The following is a 15,266-nucleotide window of genomic DNA, read 5'->3' on the forward strand; positions in this document are numbered from 1 at the left end:
ATCTCCACGGTATCTTCACAATCGTTGACCGATTGCTCCACAACCAGCACTTACAGTCGGTTGTGTGAAACGAATACTGGTGGTCGAGGACGAGCCGACGATCCTCGCCGCCGTCGTAACCAGGCTGCGCGCCGAGGACTTCCTGGTGGAGACCGCGGTCGACGGGCCGTCGGCGGTGGCGACCGCCTCGGCGACCGCACCTGATCTCGTCGTACTCGACGTGATGTTGCCGGGATTCGACGGCCTCGAGGTGTGCAGGCGGATTCAGGCGGAGCGGTCCATCCCGGTGCTGATGTTGACCGCCCGCAGCGACGAGACCGACATGTTGATCGGTCTTGGCGTCGGCGCCGACGACTACCTCACCAAGCCGTTCAGCATGCGCGAACTCGTCGCAAGGGTGCGGGTGCTGCTCCGCCGGATGGAACGGGCCGGTGACGCGGGTGAAGCGCAGACGTTGTCCGTCGGTGGCTATCGACTTGACCTGCAGGAGCGCAGAGTTCACCACGAGGAGCGCGAAATCCACCTGACCCGTATCGAATTCGACTTGCTTGCCTTCCTTGCCGCCCGCCCGCGCACCGCGATCACGCGAGCTGTACTGCTCGAGCACATCTGGGGACCCCCTTCCGGCGCGGAGAGCCGGACGGTCGACAGTCACGTCAAGGCCTTGCGGCGCAAGCTGGGACCCGACTTGATCCGGACCGTGCACGGCGTCGGCTACGCGCTGGAAACGCCACGATGAGCGGATTCGCCGCAGTCTGGGACCGACTGCCCCGGCCTCTCGATCCGTTCGCATCCTTCAAGATGAAGATGGGGCTGCTGGTCGGCAGCGCAATCATCCTGGCCTCCTTCACCTTCTGGATAGGCGCGAGTTGGCAGTTCCGATACGCACTCCTCGCGGCATTGGTCACCTCGTTGGCGCTCACCCAGTTTCTGGCCCACGGAATGACGTCTCCATTGCGGCAGATGACCAACGCCGCGGGCGCCATGGCTCGCGGCGACTACAGCCGCCGGGTACGCGCCACGTCCCGTGACGAAATCGGCCAGTTGGCAACGGCGTTCAATCAGATGGCAGCTGACCTCGGAGCTGCCGACGAGTACCGGCGGGGACTCATCGGCAACGTCTCACACGAGCTACGCACGCCCATCGCCGCCCTGCATGCAGTGCTCGAAAACGTCGTCGACGGCGTCGCAGAACCCGACGCCGAGACGATGCGGATGGCGTTGTCCCAGACCGCACGCCTCGGCGAGCTGGTGACGAACTTGCTCGACCTCTCGCGCGTCGAAGGTGGTGCAATTCCGTTGCAGCTCGGACTGTTTCGGGTCGACCAGTTCTTGCACGACGCCATCGAACACGTCGCGGTATCGCCCGCGAACGTGCGGATCGCAGTAGACGTCTCGCCGTCCGACCTGGCCGCGGTCGCCGACCCGGCACGCCTGCGGCAAGTGGTCGTCAACCTGGTCGACAACGCCGTTCGGCACAGTCCGGCGGGCGGCCGGGTGTCGGTGCAGGCGAGTGCGGGAGAGCTGGGAGGTTTGCATCTGGACGTGTGCGACGAGGGGCCCGGCATTCCGCCCGCCGAGCACGAACTGGTCTTCCAGCGCTTCGGCCGTGGTGCGACGTCCGACGGTGGCACCGGACTCGGTCTGGCGATCGCCCGCTGGGCGGTCGAATTGCACGGCGGCACGATCGAAGTGGTCGATGTCCGAACGGGATGCCGAATCAGGGTCACGCTGCCCGATCTGGCGACAGCGGAGGAGCTCGCATGACGACGATGGTTCCGGGTGTGTACGGCTACCCGCCACCCCCGCCACCGCCTCCTCCTCCGCTGAACGGTCCGGCGCTGCCGGAGTACGGCGAACCGGGTTGGACGGTCTGGCCGCACCGCATCTGGCCTCTCGACCCGCTCGCCTCCGCATCACGCCGACTGGTGGTGCTGGCGCTCGTCGCAGGCATCGTGGGCACCGCGCTGTGGCGCCCGTCGGTCATGAGCGTCGCGTACTTGGTCGTGGGCATCGTCGTCCTCGGCGTGGTCTACGGCACCGCCGAACGTCGTCCCACCCGTGTGGAATGGCTCGGGATCGCCTTGACCCTGGCACTTCTCGCGGTGCCCGGCCTGCTTGCGGCCGAATGGGTTGGCGGGCTGTGCATCATCGCGGCATGGGCGGTCGGGTGGTGCACGCTCGTCGGCGGCCGCACGTGGACCGCGGTGTTCACGGGACCGTTGGTGCCATGGGTGTTACCGGCGCGCGTGCTCGGCTGGGTGCGGTGCTCGGAGCGTGTCGTTGGCCTCAGGGGCGTAGGCACTCCCAGTCTGGTTCGTGGCCTCGTCGTCGTCGGCATCACCGTGGTGCTCGGGCTGGTCTTCGGTGCGTTGTTCGCGGCTGCCGATCCCGCGTTCGCACGGCTGGTCGGCGATCTGGTGCCCGCCTTCAACGCAGGGGAATTCGTGGCCCGTGTCGTGGTTTTCGGGATCGTGCTGGCGTTCGTCTTCTCCGGCGGCTACGTCGTGCGGTTCGCGCCGAAGCTGGACGCCATGGCCCCGAAGCCGATGCGACCGGTGCAGCGGTGGGAGTGGGCGTTGCCGCTCGGCGTGCTCGACGCGCTGTTCATCGCCTTCGTGGTGGTGCAGGCGACCGTGCTGTTCGGCGGGCATACGCACGTGCTGGAGACCGAAGGGCTGACCTACGCCGAATACGCCAGGCAGGGGTTCTGGCAGCTGCTCTGGGTCTCCGCGCTGACCCTGCTGGTGCTCAGCGTCGCCATCCGGGTGGCCGGGCGCGTGACCGTCGCCGATCGTCGGATCCTGCGGGTTCTCGTCGGAACTCTTTGCGCCACTTCGGTCGTCGTGGTGATCTCGGCGATCCACCGGATGTGGCTCTACCAGCAGGCGTATGGCTTCAGCACCGAGCGGGTGATGGTGGTGACGATCGAGCTCTGGCTCGGTGCAGTGTTCGTCCTCATCGCCGTGGCCGGCATCCGCATGACGGCGCGATGGCTACCCCGTGCGGTTCTGTTGGCGGGCGCGGTGGCCCTGCTCGGGCTGGCCGCCATCAATCCCGAGAGACTGATCGCCGATCGCAACATCGACCGCTACGAGCAGACCGGGCTGTTGGACACCGACTACCTGCTGTCCCTGTCGCAGGACGTCGAGCCTGCACTTCAACGGCTGCCGGAGGAGGTGCGACAGTGCGCGAGGTACCGCGACCGCGAGCCCGACGCCTGGTATCAGTTCAACGTGTCGAGGTCGCGCGCCACCGGCGGTGGCACGGCATCGCGGGATTCGTGCGAGGCGTACTGGACGCGGTCCGACTGACAATGGCCCCGCGGTAGCCAAGCAAGCGCTTGGTCGATATAGTGGGTTGGTGGACAAGGCGCCTCCGAGCCGCCGCGACGAGCTCCTCGAGCTCGCCGCGACGATGTTCGCCGACCGTGGGCTGCGCGCGACGACCGTGCGCGACATCGCCGACTCGGCAGGCATCCTCTCAGGCAGCCTCTATCACCACTTCAAGTCCAAGGAACAGATGGTCGAGGAGGTCCTCGGCGACTTCCTGGATTGGCTCTTCGAGCGGTACCAGCAGATCGTCGACACCGAGCCCGATCCGCTGGAGCGCGTCAAGGGGCTGTTCATGGTGTCGTTCGAAGCCATCGAGCATCGCCACGCGCAGGTCGTGATCTACCAGGACGAAGCCAAGCGGCTCTCGGCACTTCCGCAATTCGGCTTCGTCGAGGCGCGCAACCGCGAACAGCGCAAGATGTGGCTCGACGTGCTGAAGCAGGGGATCACGGACGGATGCTTCCGGCCCGACATCGACGTCGACGTCGTCTACCGCTTCATCCGCGACACCACCTGGGTTTCGGTCCGCTGGTATCAGCCAGGCGGACCACTCACGGCTGAGGAAGTCGGCCGGCAATACCTCGCCATCGTTCTTGGCGGCATCACGAAAGAAATGGACTGACATGACTGGGATATCACAGGCGTACGTCATCGATGCTGTGCGAACCGCGGTCGGCAAGCGCAACGGAGGGCTGGCTGGAGTTCACCCCGTCGATCTGGGTGCGGCCGCGTGGCGTGGCCTGTTCGAGCGCAACGACGTCGACCCCAGCGCAGTCACCGACGTGATCGCCGGATGCGTCGACGCCATCGGTGGCCAGGCCGGCAACATAGCGCGCCTGTCGTGGTTGGCGGCGGGCTTCCCGGAAGAGGTGCCCGGCGTCACGGTCGACCGCCAGTGCGGTTCGAGTCAGCAGGCCATTTCCTTTGGTGCACAGGCGATCATGTCGGGCACCGCGGACATCATCGTCGCGGGTGGCATGCAGAACATGAGCCAGATCCCGATCAGCTCGGCGATGATCGTCGGCAAGGAGTTCGGCTTCACCTCGCCGACAAGCGAGTCGAAGAGCTGGCTGCACCGCTATGGCGACCAGGAGATCTCTCAGTTCCGCGGCTCCGAGCTGATCGCGGAGAAGTGGAACATCTCGCGCGAGGAGATGGAGCAGTATTCGCTCACCAGCCACCAGCGGGCCCAAGAGGCGATCCGCGCTGGCTACTTCGAGAACGAGATCATTCCGGTGGAGGGCTTCGTCACCGACGAGGGCCCGCGCGATACCTCACTGGAGAAGATGGCAGGGCTCAAGACTCTGGTCGAGGGTGGCCGCTTGACCGCAGCGATGGCCAGCCAGATCTCCGACGGCGCCAGTGCGGTGCTGTTGGCGTCAGAAAGCGCAGTGCAGGCCCATAACCTCAAGCCACGCGCCCGCATCCACCACATCAGCGCGCGCGGCGCGGATCCGGTGTTCATGTTGACGGGTCCGATCCCGGCCACTCAGTACGCGCTGGACAGGACGGGGCTGTCCATCGAGGACATCGACACCGTCGAGATCAACGAGGCCTTCGCGCCCGTCGTGATGGCGTGGCTGAAGGACACCAAGGCCGATCCCGCCAAGGTCAATCCGAGCGGCGGCGCCATCGCTCTTGGTCACCCGCTCGGAGCAACGGGCGCAAAGCTTTTCGCGACGATGCTGAACACGCTGGAGCGCACCGGAGGTCGCTACGGACTGCAGACGATGTGCGAGGGCGGCGGCACCGCCAACGTCACCATCATCGAGCGGCTCTAGCCCCCGCCCCTCCCTCCTTCCCCGCCGTTCGTGCATCTGGCGACGCCCCACCGGCGTGTTGCGTAGCCAGATTCACACACGCAAGCTTGTCGGTGGTCGTTGGCAACATTCGGCCATGGCAGAGCTACCGTGGCCCTTCATCGGGTCGGAGGCGTTGGCGGCGCGTGTGATTCCCGAGCGCGCGATGCGGACGCTCTATGAACCCGTGTATCCCGGTGTCTACATCCCATGGGGTGTCGCGCCCTCGGCGGTCGCGAGGGCCAAGGCCGCGTGGCTGTGGTCGCGGCGCCGCGGAACCGTCGCAGGCCAGTCCGCCGCCGCGATGCTTGGCACAAAGTGGGTCGACGGCGCCCAGCCCGCGGAGCTCATCCACGACAATCGCAGGCCGCCGGCCAAGCTGATCGTTCACTCCGACGCGCTGGCAACGGGCGAAACCCTCGAGGTGGACGGCATGCCCGTAACGACCGCCGCGCGAACCGCTTTCGACCTGGGACGTCGCACATCCTCGCGGTTGCGAGCCGTGCAACGGCTCGACGCTCTGGTGAATGCCACCGACGTGAAGCTCATCGACGTCGAAGCCGTCATGGCCGCGCATCCTGGCGCCCGCGGGATGCCTCGGCTGCGGAAGGTGCTTCCGGTGGTGGACGGTGGAGCTGAGTCTCCTCAGGAGACGCTCACGCGATTGGTGTTGATCGACGCCGGCTTGCCGCGGCCCCGGACGCAGATCCAGGTCTACGACGACCACCGGTGTTTCGTCGCCCGAATCGATATGGGCTACGAGGACGTTCTGGTTGGCATCGAGTACGACGGCCCGCAGCATTGGACGGATCCCGCGGTCCGTCAGCGCGACATCGACAGGCAGGTCGCTTTGCAGGATCTCGGGTGGAAGATCATCAGGGCAAGCAGGGACCTGCTGAAGTTCCGGCGGGGCACCTTCGTCGAGAGGGTGGCTGCTGCGCTTCGCGACCGGGGCGTTACCTGGTGAGTGAATCTGACGACGCGACACGCTGGTGGTGCGTCGCCAGATGCACAAATGGCGGCTCTAGTGCACGAGGGCCAAGCCCGCGAACGCCAGGATCCAGCTGGCGAAGCTGCCGACCAGGAAGTACTCGGTGACGTCATCGATGCCAAGCCCTGGCGTGCCGTTCTTGTCCCTCTGCGCGGTGATCTCGGGAAACCGGATGATGCTCTTGGCCGCGACGACGGCGGTCGCCATCGTGAGCTGTCCGCCGAGGCCAAGCCCGAGGATGAGCAGCCGCTCCATCGGGCCGAGCAGGCGGCCACCCTTGAGCCGGTCGGACGGCTGCGGCTGACCGACCGGTTTGACCGCGCCCACCGAACCAAGTACCAGGCGCACCAACTGATTTGCCGTCGCCAGCTGTATCAGCACCACGCCGACGATCATCAGTAACCGATTCGGATCGACCGGGTGATTGCCGAACAAACCGGCCCACGTCGACCACCGTCCGATGAGGCCACCGACGTCGGATCCCCACCCGGACAACAGGATCAGCAGCGCGACCCCCGCGCCGAACACCGCGAGGGGCAAGGCCTGGTTGGTGCCCATGCGCTCGGCGCGACCGCACAGCAACAACCAGCCGACGCTCGTCACGGCGGCGATGACGAGCAGAGGCACGTCGCCGAGATGCCACAACGCACCGAGCGGTACGCATGCCGCGATGACGACCAATGCCACCACGGTCGACAACCACCGGATGCCGACGAGGCGACGACACACGTCGCCGATCCCCACCGCGACGAGCAGCACGGCCAGTGCGCTCATCGAATACCCGAAAGGTACTGCGACGCGGTCACGATGAGGTCCAACCCGTCGCGACCCGCGCGTTGGGACACGGCCGAGGCGCTGATGCCCTCCTCGTCGGCGAGTTCCTTCTTGGACTGGTTGTGCACGAGACCTCTCAGGATGCGGATGGACCGTTCATCGAGCGATCCAAGCATGTGGTCCCGACACATCAGCGCGGCGTTGATCGGATCCACGGCGGGCCCGGCGGGGTCCGCGGTCCGGTACGACGTGCGCACCAGCGCGAGGCCGGCTTGCTTCTGAGCGGTCGCGGTCCATTCGATCGCCTCGCGCGCCGCCCACCATCCCGGCCCGTCCTGGATCCCGGTGTCGCGGTCGAGCACGGTGGTCGGGCCCCAGCCGATGCCGAAGCGGATGTCGACGGCCGGGGCGAGCGACAGTCGAATCGACAGCGCGGCGGCGATCGCCATGCCGACGGTCGGGTAGGTGCCCTGAAACTCGTCGCCGACGGTGAAGGCCGGGGCATCCAGAGCGTCATCGGCGACGACGGTCAGCGCCGCGGTCACGTCACGATGCAGGGCACGACGGTCGACGGCGTCGCGTGAACCGACCACGTCCCCGATCAACGTCGCCTTTGAAGATACCTTCGATGAAGGCAAGAGCTTCATCTTTGTCATATGAAGACTATAGCTTCACTATCGCAAAATGAAACTATAAGCTTCATCAGGACTCGTCGGTCTGGGACTCCACCACGGTCTTGGAGGGTGCATAGCGTTCCCACAGGACGGCGCCGACACACGCCGTGACGACCCAGCCCGTTCCCACCGCACCGCACCAGGTCAGCAACGCCATCGCCACGCCGATCGGGCCGAGCTCGTCCCAACCGTCGAGCAGGGGCGGGAAGAGCCAGCGCGATCCCAGCGGCAGCACGATCCCGTCGATCACCACACCGGCAAGACCCGCGAGCATCAGGTAGTTGCGGCCGCGCCCGCCGTCGCGGACCAGCAGGGCCGGGGTGAGCGACCAGAAGATCCAGACCGGCAACAGGGAGACCACGAAGCGAACCATCCGCATCCCTGCGTGGTGATCGCCGCCGAACGCGATCCGGTCGCGCAGGCCGATCATCGTCAGGTACAGCGCGAACCAGGCCAATCCGCGCCACAACCTGCTGGCGAGTCCGAACTGCTGGCGGTGCCAGGCCTTCGCGAATATCCCGGCGATCATGATGCCCATCGGGATGCCCCAGATCAGGAAGCCTGCGACCCCGAGAAACGTCCAGCTGGACTTCAGGGCGGACGAGTGTCCGAACGCTTCGCGCACGTGGTCGGCCGCCGGTCGGACCAGACCGAGCTCGCGGATGACCAGCGTGCCAGGGCTGGCGTTGTCGGCGAATCCCCTCATGTAGGAAAAGCCCATGATCATCAAGGGGATGACGGTGGTGAACAGCTGCACGGACACCATGGCGCCCAACATGCCGCCGTCGATGTCGTTGAAGCGCGCGACGATTGCCGCAACGGGCCGCAAGCGCCTGGTCTCCGCCAAGCGTCGGTAGCGTTCCTGGAGCCGCTGCACACTGCTCTGGCGCAGGTCCGAAGGACTGGTGCCGTCGCTCATGGGTCAGCCACGTTACCTTGGGAAGCTGTCAGTCGACGACGAAGGAGACCGCGCTCTGCAGGTGCTTGATGGCATCGGCAACGATCGCAGGAACCAACTCTGCGCACGACGGCAGATCGTCGAGGATGCCCGCGACCTGACCCGAGGCCAGCACGCCGGCTTCGGTGTTGCCCTCGACCAGCCCGGCCTTGAGGAGCATGGGCGTGTTGGCCGCCATGACCACCTGCGACCAGGTCAGTTCCTTGCCGTGGCGCATCGCCAGCCCGTCGCGGATCATCGACCGCCAGGTCATGCCCGACATCTTCTTGAATTTCTGCGCGTTGAGTATCGCTGCGGTGAAACCCCTTGCCCGCGAACCGCTCTCCAGCTTCTCGACCAGTCCGGTGCGGAGGACGCGGTGCGGCATGCCGTCCACGCGCTTCGACACCACGGTCGCGTCGAAGGCGGAATCCAGGTAGCGCTGCTTGACCGAGTCGGGCACGGTCGAGTCCGACGTCAGCAGGAACCTCGTGCCCATCGCGACGCCCGCGGCGCCGTAGGACAGCGCGGCGGCAAGGCCGCGGCCGTCGAAGAAGCCGCCCGCGGCAATCACCGGAATGTCCACCGCGTCGAGCACCGAAGGCAGGAGCAGCGTGGTCGCGACCGGCCCAGTGTGGCCGCCGCCCTCGCCGCCCTGCACGATCACCGCGTCAGCGCCCCAGCCCGCGACCTTCTTCGCGTGCTTGGCCGCGCCGACCGACGGAATGACCACCACGCCAGCCTCTTTCAGCCGCGCGATCAGTTCCGGCTTCGGTGCCAACGCGAACGAGGCAACCTTCACGCCCTCGCGGATCAGCAGCTCGATCCGGTCGTTCGCATCGCCCGCGTCGGCACGGATGTTGATGCCGAACGGCTTGTCGGTGGCGGCCTTGACCTTCGTCACCGCGGTCGCGAGTTCGTCGAGCGTCATGGTTGCCGAGGCGAGGATGCCGAGACCGCCCGCGTTCGACGTCGCAGCCACCAGGCGTGCACCCGCCACCCAGCCCATGCCGGTCTGCACGACGGGATGCTCGATGCCGATCAGCTCGGTCAGCGGAGTGCGCAGTTTCACGACTTGACTGCTTTCACTTCTCGGTCCCTAAGCCCCCCCGGGTCGATGACTTCCTGGATCAGCTTCTGCTCGTCGCCGGTGGGTAGGCGTGTGGTCTCGGCCGAGTCCAGGTCGTGCACCTCGAAGGCCGTGTTCTCGGCGACCTGCCCGGCCTCGACACCCGGATGCAGTGACACTGCCCGCATCTGGTGGTCTGGCCCGTTGAAGTCGAAGACGCCGAGGTTGGTCACTACGCGGTACACGTTGACGAAACGGTATGCCGGATTGCCGGAATCCACCTTGTCCCAGCCGATGCCGGATACGACGTCGACGGACCCGCCGAACACCCGCGCGGAGTGGTTGCCCACCCAGTAACTGGTGGCGTGGTTGATGGTGTTGCCCGGTGCACCCCGGACGCCGAACATCTGCCGCTTCGGGTGTTGGATCGGCCCGAACGCCGACAGGTTTTGATTGCCACAGCGGTCGATCTGGTTGGCGCCCATCACGACGTGCCGGCGGCCCCAGGCCAGGGTCTCGAAGACGCGACCGAATGGCATCCAGCCCTCGATCGCCCCGGTGGCGCCCATCGGCGGAGTGTCGGCCAGCAGTCGGGCCTCACCGTCGGTGAGCAGGATGTCGGGGGAGAACGTCAACCGGGCCAATCGGGCGCCGATGGCCACCATGGGTGCCATCGGGCTGACCATGATCTCGCCGGCGTCGCGGAACAGTTCGGCACAGGCGACAGCGCACACCTCGGCGCGGGTCACTGAAATCACTTGGACGCCTCCTTTGCGGCGGCTGTGTTCGCTTGATCCTTATTGCTCCTCGCGTCCGCAGTGAACTTCCGCACCGCGGCTTGGTAATCCGCCTCGTCGCCGGCCAGGTACGTGGCGTAGAACGCGCCCCACGATTCGTCGGAGCCCGCGGCCTCGGCATAGTGCCGCTGGAACTTCTCGTCACGATGGTAGTCCGGCTCAGCGGTGGTGAAGTGAGCCCCGTTGGGTGCCTCGACCACGCTGTCGACCATCATCCGGTTGATCAGCAATGCTTGCGGCGGAACCGATTTAACCAACTCTTCAGTTGGCACCACCTTCTCGACCGACAGGCACCGCCGGTCCGCGGCCATCAGGAACAGATCGTCGAAGTAGGGATCGATGCCGGTGTACGCCGCATTGCCAGAAGCGTCACCCAGATTCAGGTGGACGAACGCAGCGTCCAGCGTCAGCGCGGGCATCGCGACGAGCTCCTCGAAGCCACCATCGGTGGGGTACGGCGACGTCACGGTCTTGAGCTCGTCGCCCCAGAATGCGCGCACGTCGCTGCCGAGCCCGGCCCGGATCGGCAGGAACGGCAAGCGTTGCGCTGCCGCCTGCAGCCCGCAGCGCAGCATGCCCTCGTCCATCTCGCGCGCCTCGATGGCGCCGGTGGTGCGGGCCTTGGCGAACCATGGGTCGTAGAACGGTGGCGAATCCAGCGATACGAAGCCGTAGTAGAGGCGTTTGACCTTGCCGACGGAACACAGCAGCCCGACGTCGGGCCCGCCGTAGGAGACGACGGTGAGATCGGTGACGTCGGTGCGCAACAGCGCTCGAACGAACGCCATGGGCTTGCGCCGCGAACCCCACCCTCCGATGCCGATGGTCATGCCGCTCTCGATCGACGAGACAGCCTCTTCGAGCGTGGTCCTCTTGTCCGTCACTTCTTCCCCGCTCGCTTCGCTCGTGCCCGCCGAATCATCCCCGTCACTTCGCTCCCTTGTCGGTTCCCGCGAACGCGTCCCGGTGCTCGTCGGACACCCCGGCCAGGTTGAGCTCGAACGTAAAGCCTTGTTCCATCCGGTATCTGGCGTTGACCGGCTGCACGTCGATGAAGTTGAGTGCCTCCTTGGCGGCCCGGATCACCCGGGTGTCCTTGGATGCGATGTCGCGGGCTACCCGCAGTGCGGACTCGTCGAGCTCGGCGCGTGGCACCACCTCGTGCACGGAGCCGAAGTGATGCAGCGTCTCCGCGTCGACCGTGGCGGCGGTGAAGAACAGCCGTCGCATCATGTGTTGCGGCACCAGCCGCGACAGGTGCGTGGCCGCGCCGAGCGCGCCGCGCTCGACTTCTGGCAGGCCGAACTTGGCATCGTCGGAGGCGACGATGACGTCGGAGTTGCCGACCAGTCCGATGCCGCCGCCGACGCAGAAGCCGTTGACCGCCGTGACGACCGGCACCTCGCACTCGTACACCGCGCGGAACGCGTGAAAGCAGCCGCGGTTGGCGTCGATGAGCGCGGTGAAGCCCTCGGTGTTCTGCATCTCCTTGATGTCGACGCCCGCGTTGAAGCCGCGGCCCTCGGCGCGAAGGATGACCACGTGGGTGCTGCGGTCGCGGCCCGCGGCGGTGATGGCATCGCCGAGTTCGAACCAACCGCGCGAGGGAATGGCGTTGACCGGTGGGTAGTCCACGGTGACCGAGACGATGCCCGGTTCCACGGTCTTGGTGGTGATGGTCACGAGTACTCCAGTGGGCTCCGAGATTGGGCTGGCTACCTAAGCAAGCACTTGCTTGGTACGCTAGCACAGTGACCGACGCCGCTGACAGTGCTCCGTTCAACTTTCAGTTGAGCGGTCGGGTCGTTCTGGTGACCGGCGGCGTGCGCGGGGTTGGCGCAGGCATCAGCGCGGTGTTCGCCGCCCAGGGCGCGACCGTCGTGACATGCGCGCGCCGCCCCGTCGAGGGGTTGCCGTACGAATTCCATGCCTGCGACGTCCGCGACGACGACGCGGTCAAGGCGCTCGTCGACGCGATCGTGGCGAAGCACGGCCGGCTCGACGTCGTCGTGAACAACGCGGGCGGATCGCCCTACGTGCTGGCCGCCGAGTCATCGGCGAGGTTCAGCACCAAGATCATCGAGTTGAACCTGCTTGCGCCGCTGTCGGTCTCGACGCATGCGAACGCGGTCATGCAACAGCAGGCAGGCGGCGGCTCGATCGTCAACATCACCAGTGTCAGCGGCCGCAGGCCCACCCCGGGCACCGCACCCTACGGTGCCGCCAAGGCGGGCATGGAGAGCATCACCACCACACTTGCCGTCGAATGGGCACCGAAGGTCCGGGTGAATTCGGTGGTCGTCGGCATGGTGGAGACCGAGCAGTCCGAGCTGTTCTACGGTGACGCCGACTCCATCGCCGCGATCTCGAAGAACGTCCCGCTCGGACGGCTCGCGCAGCCGACCGACATCGGCTGGGCCGCGGCGTTCCTGGCGTCCGACGCGGCCTCCTACATCAGCGGCGCATCACTCGAGGTGCATGGCGGCGGCGAGCCGCCGCACTACCTGGCCACCACGACCGCAGACATCAAATAGGCAAGGGAGACATACGGATATGGGACTGCTCGACGGCCGCGTCGTCATCGTGACGGGCGCAGGCGGCGGAATCGGACGCGCCCATGCACTGGCGTTCGCCGCCGAGGGTGCACGTGTGGTGGTCAACGACATCGGCGTCGGCCTGGACGGCTCGCCCGCCGGTGGTGGTAGCGCTGCGCAGGGCGTCGTCGACGAAATCACCTCTGCGGGTGGCGAAGCCGTCACCAGCGGAGCCAATGTCGCCGATTGGGCACAGGCCGAAGGCCTGATCCAGACCGCGGTCGACGCGTTCGGCGGTCTCGACGTCCTGGTCAACAACGCTGGCATCGTGCGGGACCGGATGTTCGCCAACACCAGCGAAGAGGAATTCGACGCCGTCATCGCCGTCCACCTCAAGGGGCACTTCGCCACCATGAAGCACGCCGCGGCCTACTGGCGCGCGCAGGCCAAGGTTGGCAATACTCCCGACGCCCGCATCATCAACACCAGTTCCGGCGCGGGCCTGCAAGGCAGTGTGGGACAAGCGAACTACAGCTCCGCCAAGGCGGGCATCGCAGCCTTGACGCTGGTCGCCTCCGCGGAGATGGGCCGCTACGGCGTCACCGTCAATGCAATCGCACCGTCGGCGCGTACCCGGATGACCGAGACGGTCTTCGCGGACATGATGTCGACGCAGGACTCCGATTTCGACGCGATGGCGCCCGAGAACATCTCACCGCTGGTGGTGTGGCTGGGCAGTGCCGAGGCCAAGGACGTGACCGGGAGGGTGTTCGAGGTGGAGGGCGGCATCGTGCGGGTCGCCGAGGGGTGGGCACGTGGCGCGGAGGCGGACAAGGGTGCGCGATGGGCTCCGGCCGAACTCGGCCCGGTCGTCGCGGACCTGCTGGCCAAGTCACGCACCCCACTGCCGGTCTATGGCGCCTGACCGGCGATGGGTTCACACACCACCAGCGGGATCACCCGATCGGTCGCATCCCGGTAACCCTTGTACGGCGGGTACATCCTGATCAGCGGCGGCCAGTAGCGCCGCCGCTCCTCGTCGGTCGCGTCGCGCGCGGTCATGTCCAGGTGCTCACCACGAATCTGCAGGTGCACCTTGGGATCCGACTTCAGGTTGAGATACCAGAGTGGGTCGCGGTCACGACCGCCGAACGACGCGGGCAACACGACGCGGTCGCCGTCGCGTAGATATAGCGTCGCGGTGATGCGCGACTGCCCGCTCTTGCGACCGACCGTGGTCAGCAGCGCGGCGGGAAACCAGAGCAGCTTCGCTCCCAGGCGTCCGTTGGTGCGCTGATAGACCCAGATGTGCGCGCGTGCGAAGTACTTCAGCAGCAGCGCAACGAGCTTCGAATTGCGGATCGGACGCTCGCGGGACATGCCTTGGCGTGTTGCCGCGACTCAGAGCTCGCAAACCACCAAGGGGATCCTTCGCTCGGTCCAGGACTGGTAGTCGTCGTACGTCGGGTACATCTCGACCAGCTTGGGCCAGTACAGATTGCGCTCGTCCTCGCTGGCGTGGCGCGCGGTCAGGTGCAAGATCTCATCCTTGATCTGGACCTTCACCTTGGGATCGGCCTTGAGGTTCAGGTACCACATCGGGTGCTTGTCGCTGCCGCCCTTTGAGGCCGCGACGATGACCTTGTCACCGTCACGGTGGAAGTACAGCGGACTGTCGCGCGGCTCGCCGGACTTGCGGCCGGTGGTGGTCAGCAGTGCGACCGAAATGCCCTGGAAGTTGCCGCCGAGACCCTCGCCCTTGTTGCGCTTGTACATGAAGGTGTTGATGCGCGACATCCACTTGACGACGAAGTCGCCGAACGCGGTGTCCATGTACTTGGGACGTGAGTTTGGCATGGGGTCATCCTATGCTCAGCCCCGTGAACACAGTTTCGGATTCGGACCGCATCGCCGCGGCCGACGCCTACATCGACGCGCTCGCCAACCACGACGGTGATTCGGTGCCGTTCGCGACCGACTGCGTCCGCATCGAGGTGGGTTTCAAGACCGGATTCTCCGGAGATCACTTGCGGCGCAGCCTGAATCGCGGCCCCCAGTACCGCATCATCGCGGCGACCACAGACCGTGACTTCGCCGTCGACGGCGACGAGGTACACGCGACGTTCACCGTCGTCACCAAGCTGAACGTCGCCGGACGCCGTGTCGTTGCCCAGGTCGACGAGACGTTCCTGATCCCCGCGAGCGACGGCAAGATCCACCACATTCGGGCGCGGATTCGCCCGCGCATCCAGCGCTAGGTTCTAGCCGACGTGTTAACCCTGAGAGTGTTTAGCTAATCGAATCACTGCGCTTGCAGCGGCGGCCGTTGTTGAAGCAAGACAACGTTAGATTTCCT

General features: G+C 66.2%; 18 protein-coding genes. 9 read left to right on the plus strand and 9 right to left on the minus strand.

Annotation, left to right across the window (positions count from 1 at the left end):
* The first annotated feature begins 64 nt into the window (after window positions 1–64).
* The 6 genes from HNP02_RS25705 to HNP02_RS25730 all read left to right on the plus strand — a co-directional run bounded on the left by HNP02_RS25705 (window position 65) and on the right by HNP02_RS25730 (window position 6,101).
* Entirely contained in the window at window positions 65–739 is a 675-nt protein-coding gene (locus HNP02_RS25705) for a response regulator transcription factor (RefSeq protein WP_184443388.1), read from the plus strand.
* Complete coding sequence (locus HNP02_RS25710; RefSeq protein ID WP_184443389.1) at window positions 736–1,767, plus strand: HAMP domain-containing sensor histidine kinase; 1,032 nt, start codon at window positions 736–738, stop codon at window positions 1,765–1,767. Before HNP02_RS25705 ends, HNP02_RS25710 begins: the two co-directional genes overlap by 4 nt.
* A complete protein-coding gene (locus tag HNP02_RS25715) occupies window positions 1,764–3,314 on the plus strand; it encodes a DUF4153 domain-containing protein (RefSeq protein ID WP_184443391.1) in 1,551 nt (516 codons plus the stop codon). The genes HNP02_RS25710 and HNP02_RS25715 overlap by 4 nt, the downstream gene beginning before the upstream one ends.
* Window positions 3,315–3,363: 49 nt before the next feature.
* The gene (kstR2, locus tag HNP02_RS25720) at window positions 3,364–3,957 is read left to right on the plus strand and encodes a TetR family transcriptional regulator KstR2 (protein ID WP_184443393.1); all 594 of its coding nucleotides are present in this window, start codon (window positions 3,364–3,366) and stop codon (window positions 3,955–3,957) included.
* A 10-nt stretch (window positions 3,958–3,967) separates the two neighbouring features.
* Window positions 3,968–5,116: a steroid 3-ketoacyl-CoA thiolase FadA6 gene (fadA6, locus tag HNP02_RS25725; protein ID WP_184443503.1), complete on the plus strand. Its 1,149-nt coding sequence runs from the start codon at window positions 3,968–3,970 to the stop codon at window positions 5,114–5,116.
* 115 nt (window positions 5,117–5,231) lie between these two features.
* A complete protein-coding gene (locus HNP02_RS25730; protein WP_184443395.1) occupies window positions 5,232–6,101 on the plus strand; it encodes a hypothetical protein in 870 nt (289 codons plus the stop codon).
* 57 nt (window positions 6,102–6,158) lie between these two features.
* Here the strand turns inward: HNP02_RS25730 and HNP02_RS25735 are convergent, their stop codons facing one another.
* The 7 genes from HNP02_RS25735 to echA20 are packed head-to-tail and all read right to left on the minus strand — an operon-like array spanning window position 6,159 to window position 12,059.
* Window positions 6,159–6,899 carry a hypothetical protein gene (locus tag HNP02_RS25735; RefSeq protein WP_184443397.1) on the minus strand — a complete coding sequence of 247 codons (741 nt, stop codon included), beginning with the start codon at window positions 6,897–6,899 and terminating at the stop codon, window positions 6,159–6,161.
* Complete coding sequence (locus HNP02_RS25740; protein ID WP_184443398.1) at window positions 6,896–7,555, minus strand: SatD family protein; 660 nt, start codon at window positions 7,553–7,555, stop codon at window positions 6,896–6,898. The genes HNP02_RS25735 and HNP02_RS25740 overlap by 4 nt, the downstream gene beginning before the upstream one ends.
* A 46-nt stretch (window positions 7,556–7,601) precedes the next feature.
* On the minus strand, window positions 7,602–8,492 hold the full coding sequence (locus HNP02_RS25745; protein WP_184443400.1) for a hypothetical protein: 891 nt from the start codon (window positions 8,490–8,492) through the stop codon (window positions 7,602–7,604).
* 28 nt (window positions 8,493–8,520) lie between these two features.
* The gene (ipdC, locus tag HNP02_RS25750) at window positions 8,521–9,582 is read right to left on the minus strand and encodes a (3aS,4S,5R,7aS)-5-hydroxy-7a-methyl-1-oxo-octahydro-1H-indene-4-carboxyl-CoA dehydrogenase (protein WP_184443402.1); all 1,062 of its coding nucleotides are present in this window, start codon (window positions 9,580–9,582) and stop codon (window positions 8,521–8,523) included.
* On the minus strand, window positions 9,579–10,337 hold the full coding sequence (ipdB, locus tag HNP02_RS25755) for a cholesterol ring-cleaving hydrolase subunit IpdB (protein ID WP_184443404.1): 759 nt from the start codon (window positions 10,335–10,337) through the stop codon (window positions 9,579–9,581). Before ipdB ends, ipdC begins: the two co-directional genes overlap by 4 nt.
* Entirely contained in the window at window positions 10,334–11,260 is a 927-nt protein-coding gene (ipdA, locus tag HNP02_RS25760) for a cholesterol ring-cleaving hydrolase subunit IpdA (RefSeq protein ID WP_184443406.1), read from the minus strand. The genes ipdB and ipdA overlap by 4 nt, the downstream gene beginning before the upstream one ends.
* 43 nt (window positions 11,261–11,303) lie before the next feature.
* Entirely contained in the window at window positions 11,304–12,059 is a 756-nt protein-coding gene (echA20, locus tag HNP02_RS25765) for a (7aS)-7a-methyl-1,5-dioxo-2,3,5,6,7,7a-hexahydro-1H-indene-carboxyl-CoA hydrolase (RefSeq protein WP_184443408.1), read from the minus strand.
* 68 nt (window positions 12,060–12,127) lie between these two features.
* Here echA20 and HNP02_RS25770 point away from each other — a divergent pair, with 68 nt between their 5' ends.
* Window positions 12,128–12,910: an SDR family oxidoreductase gene (locus tag HNP02_RS25770; protein ID WP_309241687.1), complete on the plus strand. Its 783-nt coding sequence runs from the start codon at window positions 12,128–12,130 to the stop codon at window positions 12,908–12,910.
* A 19-nt stretch (window positions 12,911–12,929) separates the two neighbouring features.
* The gene (locus HNP02_RS25775; protein ID WP_184443412.1) at window positions 12,930–13,835 is read left to right on the plus strand and encodes an SDR family oxidoreductase; all 906 of its coding nucleotides are present in this window, start codon (window positions 12,930–12,932) and stop codon (window positions 13,833–13,835) included.
* Here HNP02_RS25775 and HNP02_RS25780 read toward each other — a convergent pair.
* On the minus strand, window positions 13,823–14,290 hold the full coding sequence (locus HNP02_RS25780) for a nitroreductase family deazaflavin-dependent oxidoreductase (protein ID WP_184443413.1): 468 nt from the start codon (window positions 14,288–14,290) through the stop codon (window positions 13,823–13,825). The genes HNP02_RS25775 and HNP02_RS25780 overlap by 13 nt on opposite strands.
* Window positions 14,291–14,311: 21 nt before the next feature.
* Window positions 14,312–14,767 (minus strand): nitroreductase family deazaflavin-dependent oxidoreductase, encoded by a 456-nt coding sequence (locus tag HNP02_RS25785; RefSeq protein WP_184443415.1) that lies wholly within the window; start codon window positions 14,765–14,767, stop codon window positions 14,312–14,314.
* 11 nt (window positions 14,768–14,778) lie between these two features.
* Here HNP02_RS25785 and HNP02_RS25790 point away from each other — a divergent pair, with 11 nt between their 5' ends.
* Window positions 14,779–15,168 (plus strand): hypothetical protein, encoded by a 390-nt coding sequence (locus HNP02_RS25790; RefSeq protein ID WP_184443417.1) that lies wholly within the window; start codon window positions 14,779–14,781, stop codon window positions 15,166–15,168.
* Window positions 15,169–15,266 lie beyond the last annotated feature (98 nt).

Origin of the sequence: Mycobacterium sp. AZCC_0083 (genome assembly GCF_014202335.1) — a bacterium.
Classification (GTDB): Bacteria; Actinomycetota; Actinomycetes; order Mycobacteriales; family Mycobacteriaceae; genus Mycobacterium.

What these genes read in the sequence shown, in the direction of transcription:
- HNP02_RS25710 (WP_184443389.1), top strand. Translation starts at nt 736, where the DNA reads ATGAGCGGATTCGCCGCAGTCTGGGACCGACTGCCCCGGCCTCTCGAT.
- HNP02_RS25715 (WP_184443391.1), top strand. Translation starts at nt 1,764, where the DNA reads ATGACGACGATGGTTCCGGGTGTGTACGGCTACCCGCCACCCCCGCCA.
- HNP02_RS25730 (WP_184443395.1), top strand. Translation starts at nt 5,232, where the DNA reads ATGGCAGAGCTACCGTGGCCCTTCATCGGGTCGGAGGCGTTGGCGGCG.
- HNP02_RS25735 (WP_184443397.1), bottom strand. Translation starts at nt 6,899, where the DNA reads ATGAGCGCACTGGCCGTGCTGCTCGTCGCGGTGGGGATCGGCGACGTG.
- HNP02_RS25740 (WP_184443398.1), bottom strand. Translation starts at nt 7,555, where the DNA reads ATGACAAAGATGAAGCTCTTGCCTTCATCGAAGGTATCTTCAAAGGCG.
- HNP02_RS25745 (WP_184443400.1), bottom strand. Translation starts at nt 8,492, where the DNA reads ATGAGCGACGGCACCAGTCCTTCGGACCTGCGCCAGAGCAGTGTGCAG.
- HNP02_RS25775 (WP_184443412.1), top strand. Translation starts at nt 12,930, where the DNA reads ATGGGACTGCTCGACGGCCGCGTCGTCATCGTGACGGGCGCAGGCGGC.
- HNP02_RS25780 (WP_184443413.1), bottom strand. Translation starts at nt 14,290, where the DNA reads ATGTCCCGCGAGCGTCCGATCCGCAATTCGAAGCTCGTTGCGCTGCTG.
- HNP02_RS25785 (WP_184443415.1), bottom strand. Translation starts at nt 14,767, where the DNA reads ATGCCAAACTCACGTCCCAAGTACATGGACACCGCGTTCGGCGACTTC.
- HNP02_RS25790 (WP_184443417.1), top strand. Translation starts at nt 14,779, where the DNA reads ATGCTCAGCCCCGTGAACACAGTTTCGGATTCGGACCGCATCGCCGCG.